10 protein-coding genes are annotated in these 17,946 nt (G+C 52.9%); 1 reads left to right on the top strand and 9 read right to left on the bottom strand.

All coding sequences use genetic code 11. The annotated features are described in order from the left end of the window. Positions 1-17: 17 nt before the first annotated feature. The 6 genes from GT409_RS00605 to GT409_RS00630 form a co-directional block, all read right to left on the bottom strand. Positions 18-2,996 (bottom strand): carbohydrate binding domain-containing protein, encoded by a 2,979-nt coding sequence (locus GT409_RS00605; RefSeq protein WP_160626043.1) that lies wholly within the window; start codon positions 2,994-2,996, stop codon positions 18-20. A 21-nt stretch (positions 2,997-3,017) separates the two neighbouring features. Continuing rightward, the gene (locus GT409_RS00610) at positions 3,018-4,424 is read right to left on the bottom strand and encodes a sulfatase (protein ID WP_160626044.1); all 1,407 of its coding nucleotides are present in this window, start codon (positions 4,422-4,424) and stop codon (positions 3,018-3,020) included. 43 nt (positions 4,425-4,467) lie between these two features. Next, complete coding sequence (locus GT409_RS00615; protein ID WP_160626045.1) at positions 4,468-6,621, bottom strand: metallophosphoesterase family protein; 2,154 nt, start codon at positions 6,619-6,621, stop codon at positions 4,468-4,470. A gap of 42 nt (positions 6,622-6,663) precedes the next feature. Continuing rightward, positions 6,664-8,163, bottom strand: coding sequence for a sulfatase-like hydrolase/transferase (locus GT409_RS00620; protein ID WP_160626046.1), 1,500 nt, complete (start codon positions 8,161-8,163; stop codon positions 6,664-6,666). Between the two features lie 14 nt (positions 8,164-8,177). Beyond that, a complete protein-coding gene (locus GT409_RS00625) occupies positions 8,178-10,337 on the bottom strand; it encodes a sulfatase-like hydrolase/transferase (RefSeq protein ID WP_160626047.1) in 2,160 nt (719 codons plus the stop codon). A 113-nt stretch (positions 10,338-10,450) separates the two neighbouring features. Beyond that, the gene (locus tag GT409_RS00630; RefSeq protein WP_160626048.1) at positions 10,451-12,556 is read right to left on the bottom strand and encodes a carbohydrate binding domain-containing protein; all 2,106 of its coding nucleotides are present in this window, start codon (positions 12,554-12,556) and stop codon (positions 10,451-10,453) included. 311 nt (positions 12,557-12,867) lie between these two features. Between GT409_RS00630 and GT409_RS00635 the strand changes: the two genes are divergently transcribed. After that, a complete protein-coding gene (locus tag GT409_RS00635; RefSeq protein ID WP_160626049.1) occupies positions 12,868-13,929 on the top strand; it encodes a GntR family transcriptional regulator in 1,062 nt (353 codons plus the stop codon). Between the two features lie 102 nt (positions 13,930-14,031). Here GT409_RS00635 and GT409_RS00640 read toward each other — a convergent pair whose 3' ends face one another. The 3 genes from GT409_RS00640 to rlmD all read right to left on the bottom strand — a co-directional run bounded on the left by GT409_RS00640 (position 14,032) and on the right by rlmD (position 17,866). Further along, the gene (locus GT409_RS00640) at positions 14,032-15,231 is read right to left on the bottom strand and encodes an FprA family A-type flavoprotein (protein ID WP_160626050.1); all 1,200 of its coding nucleotides are present in this window, start codon (positions 15,229-15,231) and stop codon (positions 14,032-14,034) included. Between the two features lie 76 nt (positions 15,232-15,307). Further along, on the bottom strand, positions 15,308-16,183 hold the full coding sequence (gene ric / locus GT409_RS00645; protein WP_160626051.1) for an iron-sulfur cluster repair di-iron protein: 876 nt from the start codon (positions 16,181-16,183) through the stop codon (positions 15,308-15,310). Positions 16,184-16,435: 252 nt separating this feature from the next. Beyond that, a complete protein-coding gene (rlmD, locus tag GT409_RS00650; RefSeq protein ID WP_160626052.1) occupies positions 16,436-17,866 on the bottom strand; it encodes a 23S rRNA (uracil(1939)-C(5))-methyltransferase RlmD in 1,431 nt (476 codons plus the stop codon). Positions 17,867-17,946 lie beyond the last annotated feature (80 nt).

Here is a 17,946-nt window from a genome sequence, read left to right on the forward strand (position 1 = left end):
CAGTCCGAACCTGCCGGCTAATCCCTAGCGGAACGCCGCAGTGAAAAAAAATGCTGATCAACGCCATGAACCGCGGAATAAAAATTCACATTATTTGAGGTGGCCGATATTTCCGCCACTTCCTGCCATGATGAGGCGATCAACGATTCCGTTGCATACAACCGCCATCCGACCGCCTCGGCGGCAGCAGGCCACTGCACCGCACCGTTCCTGGACAAACTCAACGCAACGGAAGAATTCATACCGCCGGCAGCAGGATCATCTTCCGGAAAAAAAACACTGCACCGCCGAATTGCCGCGGAATCGCCGGCCGACAATGCAATGCGAAAATCTGCCCCTTCGTTCTGCCGTCCGGCAAACAGACCGTCCGCGATATTCCAGCGCAGATTTTTCCATCCTCCGGTTCCCGGGCTTTCATAGACAGCTGAATGCCGCACATACGGCCCGGAGAGAGCATCATACTGCAGCCTGAAAAGAGTGCCTTTGGTTGCCGCATCGTCGTAGTACTCGATTTCAACCGTAACCGCCTGTCCCTGCCAATTGCTGACACAGAACAAATCGTCGATATCAAAATAAAAATAAAAATCCGTCAAAGGGTCCGGTCCGTTCGTCCGGCAATCATGACCGCCCGCAACCGTCCCGACCGTTCCGCCGTCAGCAGTCTCAACCTGCGCCAGTCCGAGCTCCGTATTGGATTCACCCAGATAGGCCGTCAAATTCGTTCCTCCAAAGGCCGGTTCCGTCAGCCCCCCCGAAGCCGGGAGAGAAAGCGAAACGGAACGAGTACCGTGCAGCATTTCCCGCGCGGCCCCGCTCAGCTGAAGATGCCAGAACGGATCATTCCCCTCATTGTCGATATACTGTCCCCAGTCGGTGTGCGGGAGCGGATGGTCATCGGACATCGGCATAATAGCGGTTCCTTCGTCGTATTCATCGAACATGCCGAGAAAAATCTGATCCGCCCCGCAGGAAACCGCATTGCAGATTCGGTCCCAGTAGAACTGTCCTCCATTGCGCGGCTTGTATGAGGTGCCGGGTGCCAGCATTTTCAGGTTGCACCACGAAAATCCAGGCCATGCATGCGGCAGGATTTTCATGCCCCAACTGTTGAGCGTCGATTTCTGACTGTTCAGGTCGGCGAGGTCCGTTTCCATCCAGCCGAGAAGCTGATCGTAACGCTGATAATGTCCATACCAGTCTGTGTTGTCTTTCCACATCGAGTGGACCCCGCCAATCAGGTATAAGTCCTGCGCAGCAAAATAGTCGACGATCTGATTGGCCTCTTCGAGCGTAAACTCGCGAAGCGGCACCGAGAACCCCCAGATGAACAGCACCGGCTTGCCGTCTTCATGCAGATAGCGGGGATCATTCAGAATATCCAGGTCCTCTGTCAGCCATTGCCAGTCGTTCGTGATCACCTCGAAGGGCGCATCATCAAAATGCAGCGAACTGACGTCATACTCCAGCGCCCACACTCGTCCTTCACGGGCGGCAGCTTCACGTACATTGTTCAAAACAAACTCGTCCGCCCCGTAGAAGCCGCTTTGCCGCCGGCTGACAAACCGCTGAAGATAGGCTCCGTCAATATTGTATTTCCGCATCCAGCGGAAATGACGCAGAACGGTCTCGCGGTCCGCCGAAGAAAACAGATAAGCCGGCCGGCCGTTTTCATAAACCATTTCATCCGCAGGATAGACGCTGTCGGCCGAATAATCATTCAGGTAAGGCCACATATCCACAGTAATCTGGGAGGCATCCAGCGGGTCATACGCCGTACGTCCCCAGTGAACCCAGCCTTTATCCACCGGATCGTTCGGACAGCGAAACCAGCCCTGATAGCCGGTCAGCACTTTCCCCGACAGGGTCATCCGGTCAATAAAATCATGCACCGGACCGTCATAGGACTGCAGCCACGGCTCTGACAGCGCATATTGAAACCGTTCATCATCAAACGGGACATTGCTGAGCTGTACGCCCGCCACAGCAAACGGCTCCAGATCGTTTTTGAGAAGGACCAGCCGAAAATCTGCGCCGCCGTTCTGACGTCCCTCGAACAATGGAGATTCCAGCATCTTGCAGGAAAAAACAAACGCGCCGCTGTCGACACGGCTGGACCGACTGTGCAGTTCCGAAGCATAATATTTGTCGCTGACCTCGCTGCCATATGAGGAATCATACTGGCAGTTTAAATAGCCTCTTCCGGCATCCAGATACTCCACCCGCACATAGACAGGGCGTCCCGGAACAAACCCGAATCCGGCCGGAACATCAAAGTAAAGATAGTTCTGTTCCGGGACCCAGACCGTTCTTCCCGAACGGAGTTCTGTGGTAAACAGACCGTCACTCGCCGTTGTGAGCGGAACCAGATCCAGTGTCACCGGCTCAGAATCCAGCCGGATATTATCAATACAAATCACCTCATCCAGCAGACTGCCGCCCGCTTTCGGCCGGAATCCGATATAGAAAGCAATGCCGTCCCCGCCCTCAGGCAGCTGGGTCGGTGTAAATTCATAGGTATACGTGGTCCAGAACGGGTTCAGCGGCATGCTTACAGACTCAAAATCTTCAACAACGGCATAACTTCCCTCGGCGAAAGAGCGCAATGTGAACGTCATCGAGTTGTCCGTTCCCGAAACCCATTTGGCATCAAATGAAACCGTATAGGTCGCACCGGTCGACAGCAGAACCTTTCCGGCTCCCTGAAATGTGATATCAAAGCCTGTATCTCCAAGACCGCTGCCGCTCACAACCGATGTGATCTTTATATAATTGGTTCCATCCGCTGCACCTGTCGGGTCGCTGACCAGCTCAATCGAATTGCTGCCGGATGTATCAAAAGCCCGCCAGCCTGGAACCTCGTCCATGGACGGCAACGAGAGCACTCCGCCGGGTCCGCTTTCAAAGCTGCCGTTTTCCAGGATGTCGGCACCGGCAGTCATCATCATAAGCAGCGCTATAATGACCACTGCCGCCCGCTTGTACCACGTGCGATGCATACACGCCTCCTTTCTCAAACACTATTTTTGAAGGCCGGGGAATCCCTTTTTCAAACGGGCCGCCAACTGTTTTTTAATCCGCCGGTATTCGGGGTGATCGGCCAGATTATAGTACTCGCCTTCATCGCTGGAGTGGTCATACAGCTCAACGCCGCCTTCACCGTTGACACCCCACTGAATCAACCGCCAGCGGTCCGTGCGAATACTGTAGCCCATGCCGATGACTCCACGTGTTACCTGGGTATACGCCGCGTGCTCCCAAGGTTTGGAAGGATTCTCCAGCACCGGGCGCAGACTCTTGCCGGATAATTTATACGGTTCCTGAAGTCCGCACAGATCCACGAGGGTCGGGTACAGGTCCACAAACTCCGCAATGGACTCGGTATTCTGTCCCATGCTGTCTATCCCGGGCACCCACATCATCAGCGGTGCCCGGGCGCCGCGCTCAAACACGGTCACCTTGTTCCACCAGCCGCGATCCCCCAGGTGATAACCGTGATCTCCGAGCAGGACGACAATGGTGCTGTCCCACAGTTTCAAGCGGTCCATGGCCGCAAACAGCCGGCCCACCTGTGTATCGACAAACGTCACACAGGCATGATAGGCCCGCTTGAACTCGCGCTGATCTCTTTCCCCGAAAGAAGAAAAAAGATTCCGGTTCGGCAGCGAATAATCCAGCAGCGGAGTGCGATCATCCGGTTCAGCCGCCAGGCTGATCTCTTCAAGCGGATACTTCTTAAAATATTCTTTCGGCGCCACAAACGGGTCATGCGGCTTGTGGAAACCTACAGCGATGAAAAACGGTTCATCCCGATGATCCTGAAGAAGCCGCACCGCCTCTGCCGCCAGTATTCCATCGGGCTGAGCCGCATCGCCGCCTTCGGCAGCAAGCCACCGGGCCCAGGGGATGCTTCCGTCACCCAGCCGGCGCCCCTCGCCTTGGCTCCCAATCTTGGGAGCATGCTCTTTCGCATTGAAAAACCGGTCATACGACAGGTCGTCCCGATACGGGGCATAAGCTCCGCCTTCGTCCGTCCCCGCACACAGGATCTTCCCCAGCCCTGCGGTGAAATAACCGCTGCTGCGGAACAACTGCGGCAGCGTCACGGCGTCCGGCCACTTTCTGCGCACCGGCATTTGGTTCTGATAAATACCAAGCTCATCCGGGCGGCGACCCGTCAGGAACGAAGACCGGCTCGGGTTGCAGACGGGATACTGTGCATAGGCCCGATTGAATTTGACTCCTTTTGCCGCCAACCGGTCAATGTTCGGAGTCCCGACTTTTTCCGCGCCATAACAGTCCAGCTCAGGCCGCAAGTCGTCGACGACAACAAACAGCACATTCAGCGGCTTCGCGTCTGCAGCCGTTACGAGCAACTGACTCAAGCCAAGCAATACCGGCAAACAGGATTTTCCCATCCGAACCATGCGTACCTTCTCCGCGTCTATACGTTCTTTATTTCGGGCTTTCTCATCCCGCCACAACGGTCACACGGCTTCCCGCGGCTAACTGAACCTGAACGACACCGTTCTCGTAAGACCAGGAAACAGCTCCTCTCACATCTGCCGGACGCTTCTGGACACACACCTCCACCGTTCCGGTTTCGGCCCCGGACAGCATCTCAATTGAAACCTGCGAATTCCCGCGGTTTAACGGCCAGATTCTGGCGCCATCGATCTGACGCAGACGATGCACGAACACAGCATCCCGCGTTGTCGCCGTCGGCTGAATAACCACCTCATTTCCGGTGGACCAGGTATTGGTCGGAGCACCGACCTCCAGATAAGCCCCATGATCCGCCACAGGAGCATTGCGGACCTGCCAGTCAATATTCGTCTGGCGGCAGTACCACAGCATGCGGTGGGATCCTTCACAGCTCCCCTCGACCAGCCAGCGGTCGTCTGTCGGCTTCGCCACGGAACGCGTCAGTGTCTTTCCGGAGCCGAGAGATCCGGCCTTACCGACCGGGACTCCATTAAACGTCAATTCCGGGTTGAGCGTCGCTCCTTCAGAATCAGCCCGATAAAAAGCGGCTTCGTAAATGGTCAGATCGTTCATCAGGGAACGGAAGCGGGCCTCAATCGAAAGCTGGATTTCCGAGTCGAGCATCCCTCCCCCGTAAATGGTTTTACGATCATGGATCTCCGGCACTTCGATCGGAAAAACCAGCGTCTGCTCGCCGGATTCCAGACTGCGCACAGGCAGAGTGGTCTTCCAAAGTCCCCGTCCCTCCTGCGAACAGACTCGGACCCGCAGTTCGAGCTTTTCCCCGCCCTGCTTCGAGGCGACCTTCAATCTGCACTCATAGGGCCGCCCAGGAACGGCCCGGTAATACATGACATTGGCGAATCCGGGATCCGGCAGGTTCAAGGAAGTGACCTCTTCGGAAGACTCTCGCGCCAGCAGCAAAACGCCGGGATTCAACCAGCGCCACACATCGTTTTTCTCCTCAAAATACCGGGGCCAGCCGTTGTGCCTCACCTTAAAGCCGAATACGTCCCATTGCTTATACTGAGGGTTATCACTGCGGTGGGTATAATCAGAGAAGCCGATATTTTCATTAATACAGGCATCCTCTGTTCCGGCAAGAATCAGCGAACAGAGCGAATCCTTTGATGTATGGTAGTTATGCACAGCGGCCCGCTGCCCATCCAGAAAGCCCCCGTGCCCAAACGCATAGCCGGTCGGCGCAAGAGGATCGACGGTGGTCGACACCCTGAGAGTCTGCGAGCGCCCCTTGCGCCCCAGCCCCTCATCAATAAACAGTTCATGCTCGGCGCTGTAACACTGGACGACCAGCCGGTCCGGCCACACTTCAAAATAGATCCCGCCCAGCGGCTCACCATCCTCATACGCATGGTGCGGATTAAATCCGCCAATGCGTCCATTCGAGACAAACAGGCGATTGTTATGCCTGGAAACCACATAGTCATGATTGTGACCATGCATCCAGGCAATCACATTCGGATGCTGCTCAATCACATCGAGAAGAGTTTTACTATTGGCCACGCCGCGATAGCCGGCCATGAAGGTGTCATCAAAATGGGTGGTTCCCTTGACATTGTTGTGAGAAAGAAGGATGACGGTTTTATCACGATTCAAATCCAGGTCCAGCTTCAGCCAATCCATTGTCTCTTTGTTGATATAAACCGGATGCTCGAGCTCCGGAACGGAGACAAAATGAATTCCTTTCACATCAAAGCTGTAATACGGCCGATAGGACATGCTTCCCATGCGGGCACAGCGGCGTTCAGAATCCTGCCCCGCAGTCGGCTGACAGATCTCATGATTGCCGGGAACATAGTAGAACAAGGCCTTATTGCTCTGGTTGGCGATAATGTCGCACCAGTCTGTCGTTGCGGCGTCAAAAACAGCCTTCGCGCCTAAGGAGCTGTGATGGGCATCACCGGTATCGAGCCACAAATCCAGATCCGGAAACCGCTCATGAATATGAGTAATCAGTTCGCGCTGCCGCTGAGGGTCCGGCTGCTGTTCATTGCGCCACCCGAAATGGGCGTCGGACACAATAAAACCTTTCAGCACACCCTGCCCGGAAACATTCGGTGATTTTGACAAAGCGTTCGCAATCATCGGGGCAATCCCCAATGTCGAAGTCGCACTCATTACAAAATTTCTTCGGTTCATCACTCCCTCATCCTTTCTAAATCAGCGGGATCGACCGCTATCCCGATATTTATTCAATATTTCCTGCATTCGGCTCACCTTTTCTGGAAACTCAGCAATCAGGTTGTTCTGTTCGGCCGGATCGTCTTCGAGATTGTACAGTGCCGGCTGAGCTTCGCTCTGAAAGGCATTGCGACTTCCGTCTTTTTGCGGAAGTGAGTCGGGAAATTTTCCTTCGATATATTTCCAGAAACCATCGCGAAGAGAGAGAATTCCGGCGACATTATTGCAAACCATTGGTTTGCGCACAGACTGAGCCCGACCAAGAAGTATCGGAAGAAAACTGATACTGTCCGGAGCTTCTCCTTTAGCCAATGGACGATGGCCCAACATCTCGGAAAAGGTGGCATACAAATCGACCAAATTCACCATATGGTCGCTGATGGAGCCCGCCTCAACCCTGCCCGGCCATCGAACAATCATCGGAATGCGCAACCCGCCTTCATAAATGGTGTGTTTATCACCGCGCTGCGGACCGTTCGCCAGAAGCCCGGCGCCCCGGGCCTGAATCTCCGGCTTGTCCTTATCACCCGGCAAATCACCGCCGTTATCAGCAGTAAAAATGATCAAGGTATCATCACGAATTCCTTCGTAAGCCAGCGTGTCAATCAACCGGCCGACCGACCAGTCCAGATCATGGATAAAGGCTCCATACGCCCCACATCCGCTGGTCCCGCGCATCGTTTTCGAAGGAACAATCGGATGATGCACCGCGGGGGGAGCAAAATAGAGAAAGAACGGACGAGCCGACTCCTTGCGACATTCCGAACGAATCCATTCAATCGCACGGTCCGTAACAGTTCCCATTGCCTCCTCCCGGCTTCTCTGAGGCGCATCGAATCCGGTGTACGGACCTCCATAGAACGATTTTCCGTAGGGACTGATTTTCGAGGATCTCAGCCCATAAACTCCGTTGTTTTCAATCCAGCCCCGATGCCCGTCATCCAGGTTCTGCGGAATTCCAAAGTGATAATCAAATCCAACATCGTTCGGTCCCGGATACAGCGGCTTTGTAAAATCAACATGATCCTGCCCCTCATCCGGCGTTCCATATCCCAGATGCCATTTCCCGATACTCGCAGTCCGGTATCCTTTGAACTGCAGTAACGAGGCAATCGTCGACTGACCGGCGTCAAAAGAGGCCGGCTCAAACGGATCATGGACGCCATATGGGAACGGGCCGCGCCATGCATAACGACCGGTCAACAACGCATAGCGTGTCGGGGAGCATACCGAGGCCGGCGCATTGGCATTTGAAAACCGCATCCCCTCTTCAGTCAACCGATTCAGGTTTGGAGTCCGCACAAGATCAGACGGTGCCCCGTACGCGTTAATACTGCCTACACCGAAATCGTCTGCCACAATCAAAAGAATATTAGGAAAACTAATTACTTCATCAGCGAACGATAAATGCGACATCAACACGCCTGCCAGAATCCCTCCCGCAAAATATCCACCTGCATTTAGTTGTCGTTTATACATGTGCTGAAAATCTCCTAATGAACAGTCACCTGAACATGATCAATCCGGATCGTCTCCTCCTGCAGGGTCCCGCCGTTTTTAGGCCGGAAGCCGATATAGAGCAACGGACTCTCTCCGTTTGGCAGTCGGTATTCTTCAGTAACGTCAAATGTGTAACTGTATGATGTCCAGTCCGAGGCAAGGGAAAAGCTTTCTCCAGCAAACTGCGCCCCGACATCCCGACTGCCGTCTTGGGCACGAATCGATACATTCAGCGAATTGTCCGGACCGGACACCCATTTCGCATCAAATGAAACCGTATAGGTTTTCCCGACGGAAAGGACAAATGCTCCGGCGCCGGTTGTCGTCACATCAACACCGGTGTCTCCGAGCCCACTTCCGCTCAGAGTGGAGATAATTTCAATGTAATTGTTCCCATCACTGGCGCCGGAAGGGTCTGTCACCAAACGGATACTGTTTTGACCGGTGGTATCAAATGCGCGCCATCCCGGCGCCTCATCAACAGACGGACCCGGCGGGACCAGCTGCCTGGAGGAACGGCCTTCAAAACTTCCGTTGACCAGCTGCGCCGACGAAATGGCAGCCGGAGGTATGGACGGGTTCTGGTCATGGAATTCTTTCCGGGCGCTCTTCACCACCGAATATGCCTCTGCGCCAACCCGGTTCGCCCATTCCTTCCAGTCCGCACGAAGCCCCGCTGCAATTTCGCGTCCCTGCGGTGTATCAATCAGATTGTTCAGTTCCGTTCCATCGTTCTCCAGGTCAAATAGGAACTCTTCCGAGACTCCTGTTTTTGTATCGTAAGACTGATAGTATTTCCACTTGTTGTCCTGGATGACGGCCTTCTGTCCGTACAGCTCCCAGAACAGTTTCCGATGGGTTACCGTGAAACTGTCATGGTCTTTCAACAACGGCATCAAACTGACTCCTTCCAGCGGATGCAGCGTACGCTCCTTGAACTGTTCAGGATATTTGACTCCGGCGGCGTCCAGCACTGTCGGCATAATATCCAGAACGTCGGCCTTTGCTGAAACGATGCGGCGAGCGCTGATATCATCCGGCCACTGGACAATACAGTGAGAAGCCACTCCGCCTTCGGTCAAATCGCCTTTACTTCCGCGAAACGGAGCGTTCCAGATGTTGTTCAGATCATGCGCCAATGCACTGCCGTTATCGCTGAAGAAAAACACCAGCGTATTACCGGTCTGCCCCAGCCTGTCCAGTGCCGCCATGACCTTGCCGACATTCCGGTCTGCGGAAACAATCGCGCCCGCTTTGATTGCAGCAATTTCCCGCAGATTCTGTGCCCGTTCTTCCGGCATGTTGTCATAATAGGCATCATCAAATTCAAATCCGTTGGCGCCCCACTCCTCGGGAATGATTCCGTTTGCTTTGAGCTTTTCCACACGATCCGTCATGACCGACGGCCATAATTCCTTTGCATACCCCGGCAGGTATGGCCGATAATCTTCATCCAGCGCCTGCCGCGGATTGTGCGGCGCCTTGAATGCCAAATGTAAAAAGAACGGTTTTTCCTCGGCGACAGCATCCTCAATCCATTCGACCGCCTTATCCCCAAAAGCATCTTCCGAATACCAGTTCGGGTCATTGCCCGGCGGCTCAGCCGGCTCAAAACCGTCCCAATACTGCTGCGGCTCAAAGTAGTCGGCGGAAGGGCCGAGCAGCCCGTAAAAATTATCGAATCCTCTTCGCATCGGGTGGGAATTAAAACCTGCAGAAAACTCCGGTTCACCGCCCAGATGCCACTTACCGCTCAACAGGGTTTCATAACCGGCATTGCCGAGCAGTTCCGCGATAGTCGCATTGTTTGTATGTTTCAAATATCCGGCATATCCCGGCAGGTCCGAGGCATACCCTTCTCCACACAGGTCTCCGACGCCAACACTATGGGGATAAAGCCCCGTCAGCAAAGAGGCCCGGGTGGGACTGCAACGGGCATTATTATAAAACGTACGGAAAACAACCCCGCGTTCAGCCAACTGATCAATATGCGGCGTTTGGATCTCACTGCCGTACAGACTGATGTCGGAATACCCGGCATCATCGGTCATAAAAATAATAATATTGGGCCGTCCGGGTTCTTCCGCCAGCAGGTTCTGCCGCAGGCAGCAGCAAATAGAAAACAGATACAGAAAAATACGGATGCGGCTCATGAAACACCTGCCTTTGGAAAGTTATCGAGCGTCTCGCTCTACGCGATAAATTTTGATACAAAAAGCTCCGGAGAGATTTCAATTCGGTCTCTCCGGAGCGTAACAATCCCGAACTACTCGGTCTTTTGAACTTTCAACTGCATAAAGGCCTGTTGGACATCCGTCAGAATACCGTTTGTCACCAGATTAAAGTCCGCATCATACTCGCCGGAACCAATGACAGACGTGGCATTCGTCAACAGAGCCGAATCCAGTTCCAATCCCGAAAACACGCTGTAATCCAGACCGAGCTGTTCATACTCCTTGTGCTGCTTATAGATATAATAGATCCACTCGCCATCCATTACGGAAGAAGGCTTAACGGAAGAGGCATCTGAAGCGGATGGATCTCCCCCAAGCGCATATTCAAGAAGGTTGTTCATTCCGTCCGCATCCGGATCATCCGTGTAATTGGTTGATATGCCCAAGGTCGGATATGACTCAATCCATCCGGTATAGGTGTACGCCAGATCGAGCAGTCGTACATTATCGATATAGATAATCTCATCCTGTAGATACACGCCGTCTTTGGGACGGAACCCGGCATAAAACGTGATACCGTTGACTCCATTGGATGGCAGCAGGGTTGGCGTAAATTCATACGAATAAGTGGTCCATTCTGAGGCGAGCGTAATGTTTTCACTGACTAACTGGTCTTCGAAAACCGGACCTCCGGTTCCCTCTTCAAAGGTTTTCACCTGAAAATTCAGCGAGTTATCCGATCCGGACACCCATTTGGCATCAAATAGAACCCGGTATGTAACCCCTGTGGAAAGCATGCATTTCCCGGCACCGTTCATCGTAACATCGAATCCGGTATCGCTGTTGACACCACTCAGAACCGATGTGATTTTCACGTAATGGGCACCGTCCGTTGCCTCGGCTGGATCATTGACCAGTTCAATGCTGTTGCTGCCCGACACATCAAATGCCCGCCAGCCGGTCACCTCATCATTTGAAGGCAGAGAAAGATCGCCGACCGGTCCCTCTTCGAAGCTGCCGTTGACAAGACGTCTGGGCTTTGGAAGCTCTGAAACCGTCAGGTTATCAATGCAAACCGTCTCATCCAGTAAAAACCCGCCTGCTTTGGTCCGAAGTCCAATGTAAAAATTAGGATCTGTTCCATTCGATTCAAACAGAGTCGGTCTGATTTCGTAGGAATAAGTTGTCCAATCGGCTGTGAGCGTAATGACCTCTCCCACCAGATTATTCTCTAGGATGGACGTACCCTCAAAAGTCTTAACCTGAACCTCAAGGCGATTATCGGTTCCCGCAATCACCTTGGCATCAAACGAAACCGTATAGCTGGCTCCCGGCGAAAGCCGAAACGCATTGACGCCCGGGTTTACCTGATAAATGTCCAATGCAGCATCTGCAGATCCGCTTGCTCCTGCTGTGGAAATAATCTTCACATAATTACTGCCCTCGGTGGCTCCTGCAGGATCATTCACCAGTTCATATGAAACCGAGCTTTTTGTAGTATCAAACATACGCCAGCCCGGAATTCCGTTATCAATATTCGGCAGTCCCGCCGCCGGATAAAGCCCAACGGTCCCGCTTTCAAAACCTCCGTTCCCAAGCTCGTTAGGCACCTCGGTTACAGAAACATTATCAATACAAATAGTCTCATTAAGCAGAGTGGCGCCTTTCGGCCGAAAGCCAATATACAGATTGCCTTCGCCCCCTCCCGCTTCAAAGAGAGTCGGTGCAATTTCATAAGAATAGGTTGTCCACTCTTCTGAAAGCGAAAGCCCTGTGGTAATAAACTGTTCCAGAATAGAGCCGCCATCATATGTTCGGATTGTCAGAGCCAGATTATTGGCGGTGCCAGATACCCGCTTGGCATCAAATGAAACCCTGTAAGTAACCCCGGGAGAAAGAGAAACTCCGCCGGCACCGGTATGTGTAATATCAATAGCGGCATCACCGGACGCCGCACCGACCGAAACAATCTTCATATAATTGTCCCCATCCGTTGCCTCTGAAGGATCATTAATCAGTTCAAACGTGACAGTACTCCCCGTAGTATCAAACGCACGCCAGCCGGTTACCTGATCCACTGCAGGCAACGGACTGAGAATACCGATCGGTCCTGTCTCAAAGCTTCCATTAACGACTACGTTCGCACTGACCACCCCAGCCAGCAGAATACCTAACAATACGGATACAATTTTCCTCACTTCGACCCTCCTTGTTAATTGATCATTCGCGCTCTTCTGAATGTTCACCTCGATACCCCTGACAGCGCGCCAACGATACCCTTTCAGGTTTACTTCAATATTTTTTATACCAAAAACTGTACATCGTCAACCCGTAATCGATGAAAACAGCCAAACACACCAAAAAAAAGCAGATACCGCTATAGTCCAAAATCAAATGCATCTCTCAAATTTTTGAAATTTGGGTCAAAAACGGCATCTCATAGGCCAGGAACAGGCTTAAAAATTTTTTTTAGGCTGGACACGGAATATCCTTCGTAGAAAATAATCCCATGCAAAAATTTGAACGCTTGGCAGCGACAATCGAGAAGCAAATCGAAAAGGGAGACTTTTCTCTTTCCGGGTTACCCAGCGAACGCATTCTGGCGGAAAAGCTGGGAGCCAACCGACTGACCATTCGCAAAGCCCTCTCCCTGCTGGAACAAAAAAAAATGATCAGCCGGGCAGATAACGGCCGTTATGAAATAACCCCCCAAACGGTCGGCTCATCTCAAAACGTACGGGTCGCAATTCTCACCCCACCCGCTTTTTCATCAGGTAACATTCGAATCTGGTACGAAGAACTCTTTCGCTGTGCAGAACAACACAGCGTTCTGTTTCGCCCCTTCCTGTTCGTCCACTGGAACGATACCTCCATCAGCGATGTGTTCTCCAACTTCGACGGCGTATTCATTATTCCGTCAGAAGAAAAAATCCCGGAGGAAACACTTCTGCAGTTTCTGGCCAAAGACGGTCTGGTGTTTCTGAACACCAATATGAGTCATCATCAGATTCTTTCGATCAATCTGTACCCTGCCATTTTCGTTCGTCAGCTGCTGGATCAGCTGAGCCAAATGGGGCATCAGAACATTGCCTGCCTGCACCTCCAGTCAGATATCAGTGATGTACTGAACAATCGAATCAGCCAGTGGGAGTACTGGAGCACCCTCAACGAGAATACGGCTCCGTTCATTAAAGCAAACATCAATCCGTTTAACGAAGGGTACACATTTCTTGACGAACAGATTCAAAAGGGTGCCCTGAAAAACATTACCGCTGTTTTCTGCACAACCGTTCATGCAGCAATCGCTTTGATCCGCGCCTGCAAAAACAACGGCCTGGACCCCGAAAAAGATATCTCAATCTGCACAATCGATGATGAAGGTATCGGCATGCACTCCACCCCAAGCATTACCTGTTTTGAAAAGCCGGACATCCAGAAAATCCTGCGCCCCGTGTTTAACTGGATTAAGGCAGGCGGCAATCTGGATACATGGAAAGGCCCGCTCCTGATTGAACCGGCAAATCTGAAAGTCTACCCCGGAGAAACCCTGCACCCACCCGTTAACAAGTGACACCAATCCCCGACAAAAAACGTTTTCAGCCGGAACACATGTCAGCTTGTCGCTTGCGCGACACACGAATATCCACCTGCATGCTCAGAAACTGATCCGTGCCTAAACAGCTCGCCCGGTTCCTGACACCAATTCATCTGCGTAATGTGCCTTGGCGATATTGTCTGCCAAGATATCGATCTGGGCGAAGGTCCCCGCGTCCGGCAGTCCTTTTTGCAGAACTGTTCCCAGCACATCAACTTTGAGGTTGGGAATCAGCCCGGCAATCTGCTCAATCGCCTTGCTGCTCCATCCGTATGAGCCGACGATAGCGGCATATTTGAGCTTGGGCTTCAGCAGGTTGGCTAGATGCGATACATAATAGACCGCAGGGTGCGGCCCGACATGCACGGTCGGGGTGCCAACGATCAGTGTAGCGGCATCCACCAGCGCAATCGCCAGCTTGCCAATATCCACAACTGCCAGATCAAAGGCCTGGACGGAGACCCCTTTCGCGGTCAGCGCATCGATCAGATGTTTCACCATCATTTCAGTGGAGCCGTGCATGCTGATATACGGCAGCACCACTTCGTTTTTCATCTGCGGCGAAATCCAGTCTTTATACGCCTCAAGGATAAAATCCGGCTGGTCGTAAACGGGGCCATGGCTCGGGGCGATCATATCGAAATCAAGCTCCGAGAGCTTTTCGATATTTTTAGCGATGATCGCGCGGAACGGCATCATGATTTCGGCATAATAGCGCTTGGCCGCCTCATAAACCTTTGCCTGATCAGTCACATACAGGTCGGTCGTCGCCAAATGAGACCCGAAAAAATCGCAGGAAAACAGGCATTGATCTTCCGGCACATAGGTGCACATGGTTTCCGGCCAGTGCACCCATGGTGTATAAATAAAGGTCAGTGTTTTGTTGCCAAGCGAAACGCTCTCACCATCGGCCACCACCCGGACGCGTTCCTCCGGAACATGCAGGTGCGAGATCAGCATGTCGCGGGCTTTTTCGCTGCACAGCAGTTTCGCAGATGGAAACCGTTTCAGCACATCGGGAAGCGCGCCGGCATGATCCTGTTCGGAATGCTGGGAGACCACATAATCAATGTTATCCACGCCTTGGAGCTGTTCCATCAGCTCGTCGCGCAGCGCGGGGTCGGCGCTGTCGACCAGCGCCGTAGCCGTCTCGCCTCGCACCAGATAGGCGTTATAGCTGGTTCCGTCAGGAAGAGGAATCAGAGAATCAAAAAGCCGACGTTCCCAGTGCACACAGCAGATGGCTTCGATTCCCTTTTTTATCTCTCTTGCATGCATAATCTGTTTCCTTTCTTTTTTCCGCTTCTTGCCGGCATTCTACTCAGCGTTTCCGGTTATGAACAGATCCGTCTGATTAGTAATTTACCGTCGCTGCCTGCTCTGCACTTTTAGGAAACAGAATGTTGTTTTCCAGATGTATGTGCTCATGCAGGTCGGCCTCCATGGCGGCAAGCCCCTCGTAGAGAGCCTCAAAGGTTGGGCAGGCATCCGACGGCAGTTGATAGTTATCAGTCAACCTGCGCAGGGTGGCCAGCGTATTGCCTGCGTGGTCGTGCTCGATCTCCATTTGCCGGATTGGATCAGCCATGTTGCGGCAATGGGACACAGGCGCAGGACCGTTGCCGCATGAAAACGCCTCGATCTGCTTAATGAGCGGAAAGAGGTCCTGCTCCTCTTTCATCAGGTGGGCTTCGAGCTCGGAGCGCAGGGTGCTGTAGTTGAGACGAAGCTGAGCAAGCATCTCGCCATGCTGCGCACCGTGTGCTTTTTCAACCTTCACCAGTAAACCGCTAAGTCGCGGCAACTGCTCCTTCATAAAAACATGGTGCGTGAGGACAATATGATCGACCAGCTCACTGAGCGGAACATCGGCCCAATTCTTTTTCACAGATTCCGGCTGCACTGCAAGAGCTTCCATCAATGCTTCCTGTACAGCCTCCCATTGCAGCCCGGCTTCCTTGACCGCGATGCCCAGCGGTTTTTTTCCACCGCAGCAATAATCAATGCCCATGAGTTCCAGGCTTGCCCGGAGTTGCGGATACCGGACAACGAGATTCGCGACGGTGATATTGCTTTCGATTCCGTGTTTCATGAGACCAGCTCTCCCTTCATTGTCTGTTTTCAGCGGATTATTCGAAGCATCGTTGCGGACGCATGCCGTACTTACTGACAGCACCAGAAGTCCGATTGATGCCACCCAGACGGTCTTGGAATATGAAATCATCTTCATTGACACTCCTTTCTCTGCCGTGACTTAAATTCAATTGCAAAAGGACATTATCGCTTTCTGAATAAATCATCCTTGATTTACATCAAGAAAAACTTCCAATGCCTGGAAGGCGGTTTTAATCAAAAAAAACCGGAAATGAGATCAAGGCAGAGCAAAGGTTGCAACCACCACCGAATCTCCTGCATTGACCAGACACTATTATAACCGTCTACCGCGAGCCTTCTGCAGCAAGGCAGATGTAAAGGAATCGTCTCAGGAACACAGCTCGAAGCGGGCGACGCTTTCGACGTGATTGGTCTGCGGGAACATGTCCACCGGCTGGCAGCTGACCAGTCTATAAAGGCCGTCTTCGCACAAAAGCTGTCCGTCGCGTCCCAGCGAGGCCGGTCCGCAGCTGACATAAATGATCACCGGCGGAGCGAGTTCGCGCAGCATTTTGACGGCTTTGGGATGCATGCCCGCGCGCGGCGGATCGGTGATAACCACATCCGGAAGTCCGAACGATTCGAGATCATCACGAATTTTGCCGAAATGCATCAGGTCCATCTGGCGGAAGGTGCAGTTTTCCGCGCCGTGTGCGGCCGCATTTTTCTGAGCGTCGGCGACAGCGCTTTCGACCAGCTCGATGCCGAGCACTTTGCCGCAGTGTTTGGCGGCAAACAGCGCAATGGAGCCGGTTCCGCAGAAGAGGTCATAGACGGTTTCCGAACCTTGGAAATCCGCCTGGTTGATAATTTCCTGATAAAGGACTTCGGCCTGGGCGGTGTTGGTCTGGAAAAATGAGTTGGGCGAAATCCGGTAGCTGTATTCGCCAAGCCGATCCGTGATGTATCCTGCGCCGAGCATCACATGTTCTTCTTCGTTGAACGCGACCATGTTTTTGCGCGTGCAGATTCCATTCACAAAGGTCGTCAGTTTTTCGCCGAACACGCGCTGCAGTTCCGTGCAGAGCTCTTCCATCATCGGTTTGTCGTGTGAGGATGTGATCAGATTCACCATCAGTTCCCCGGTGGCCCCGCCCTGCCGAACGACCAGATTGCGCAAAAACCCTTCATGCGTGAAGGTGGAATAGATGGAGGGCTTGCGCTCAATCATGAAACGGCGCACGGTTTCGACAGCGAGATTCATATCGTCGGAAGCGATGTCGCACTGATCAATATCGATGGCCTTGGCAAAGCAGCCGGGCGCATGGAATCCGAGCGCAAAGTCGAGCGGCTTGTCGAGGTCTTCTTCCGGCACATTCATTTCGTCGGCCGTAAGGTAACGCATATCCGTGAAATCCATGTCGATTTTATTGCGGTAGCCGAATGTGTCCTGGGCCGGAATACAGTCCGCAACCGACGGATTTTCAAAACCGCCGAGTCGTTCGAGAGCATCCACAACCTGCTTGCGTTTGACGCGCAGCTGTTCGGAATAGTCGAAGTGCTGCCATTTGCATCCGCCGCAAACCCCGAAATATTTACAGCGCGGCTCGGTGCGCCGGTCGGAAAATTTGACAACTTCCGTCAGGCGCGCCTGCAGGAAGCGTTTTTTCATCTTCGTGACTTTTGCCCGGACGGTGTCGCCGACAGCGACCGGCCCTTCTACAAAAACCTTAATACCGTCTTCGAGCTGTCCGACACAGCGATTTTTATCCGCCGTATCGAAAAGTTCCACCTCAATGATTTGTCCTTTTTTTGCCATAAGCGCGCAGTTAAACCACGTTTTTCCGATGTTTGGAAGGCCTATTGCGCCGAGTCGGGCAGATTTTCCAAGCCGTGGAA

The organism is Tichowtungia aerotolerans (assembly GCF_009905215.1).
Classification (GTDB): Bacteria; Verrucomicrobiota; Kiritimatiellia; order Kiritimatiellales; family Tichowtungiaceae; genus Tichowtungia; species Tichowtungia aerotolerans.

Coding starts and splice junctions, on each gene's coding strand:
- GT409_RS00605 (WP_160626043.1), bottom strand. CDS start 2,996: ATGCATCGCACGTGGTACAAGCGGGCGGCAGTGGTCATTATAGCGCTG.
- GT409_RS00610 (WP_160626044.1), bottom strand. CDS start 4,424: ATGGTTCGGATGGGAAAATCCTGTTTGCCGGTATTGCTTGGCTTGAGT.
- GT409_RS00615 (WP_160626045.1), bottom strand. CDS start 6,621: ATGAGTGCGACTTCGACATTGGGGATTGCCCCGATGATTGCGAACGCT.
- GT409_RS00620 (WP_160626046.1), bottom strand. CDS start 8,163: ATGTATAAACGACAACTAAATGCAGGTGGATATTTTGCGGGAGGGATT.
- GT409_RS00625 (WP_160626047.1), bottom strand. CDS start 10,337: ATGAGCCGCATCCGTATTTTTCTGTATCTGTTTTCTATTTGCTGCTGC.
- GT409_RS00635 (WP_160626049.1), top strand. CDS start 12,868: ATGCAAAAATTTGAACGCTTGGCAGCGACAATCGAGAAGCAAATCGAA.
- GT409_RS00640 (WP_160626050.1), bottom strand. CDS start 15,231: ATGCATGCAAGAGAGATAAAAAAGGGAATCGAAGCCATCTGCTGTGTG.
- ric (WP_160626051.1), bottom strand. CDS start 16,183: ATGAAGATGATTTCATATTCCAAGACCGTCTGGGTGGCATCAATCGGA.
- rlmD (WP_160626052.1), bottom strand. CDS start 17,866: ATGGCAAAAAAAGGACAAATCATTGAGGTGGAACTTTTCGATACGGCG.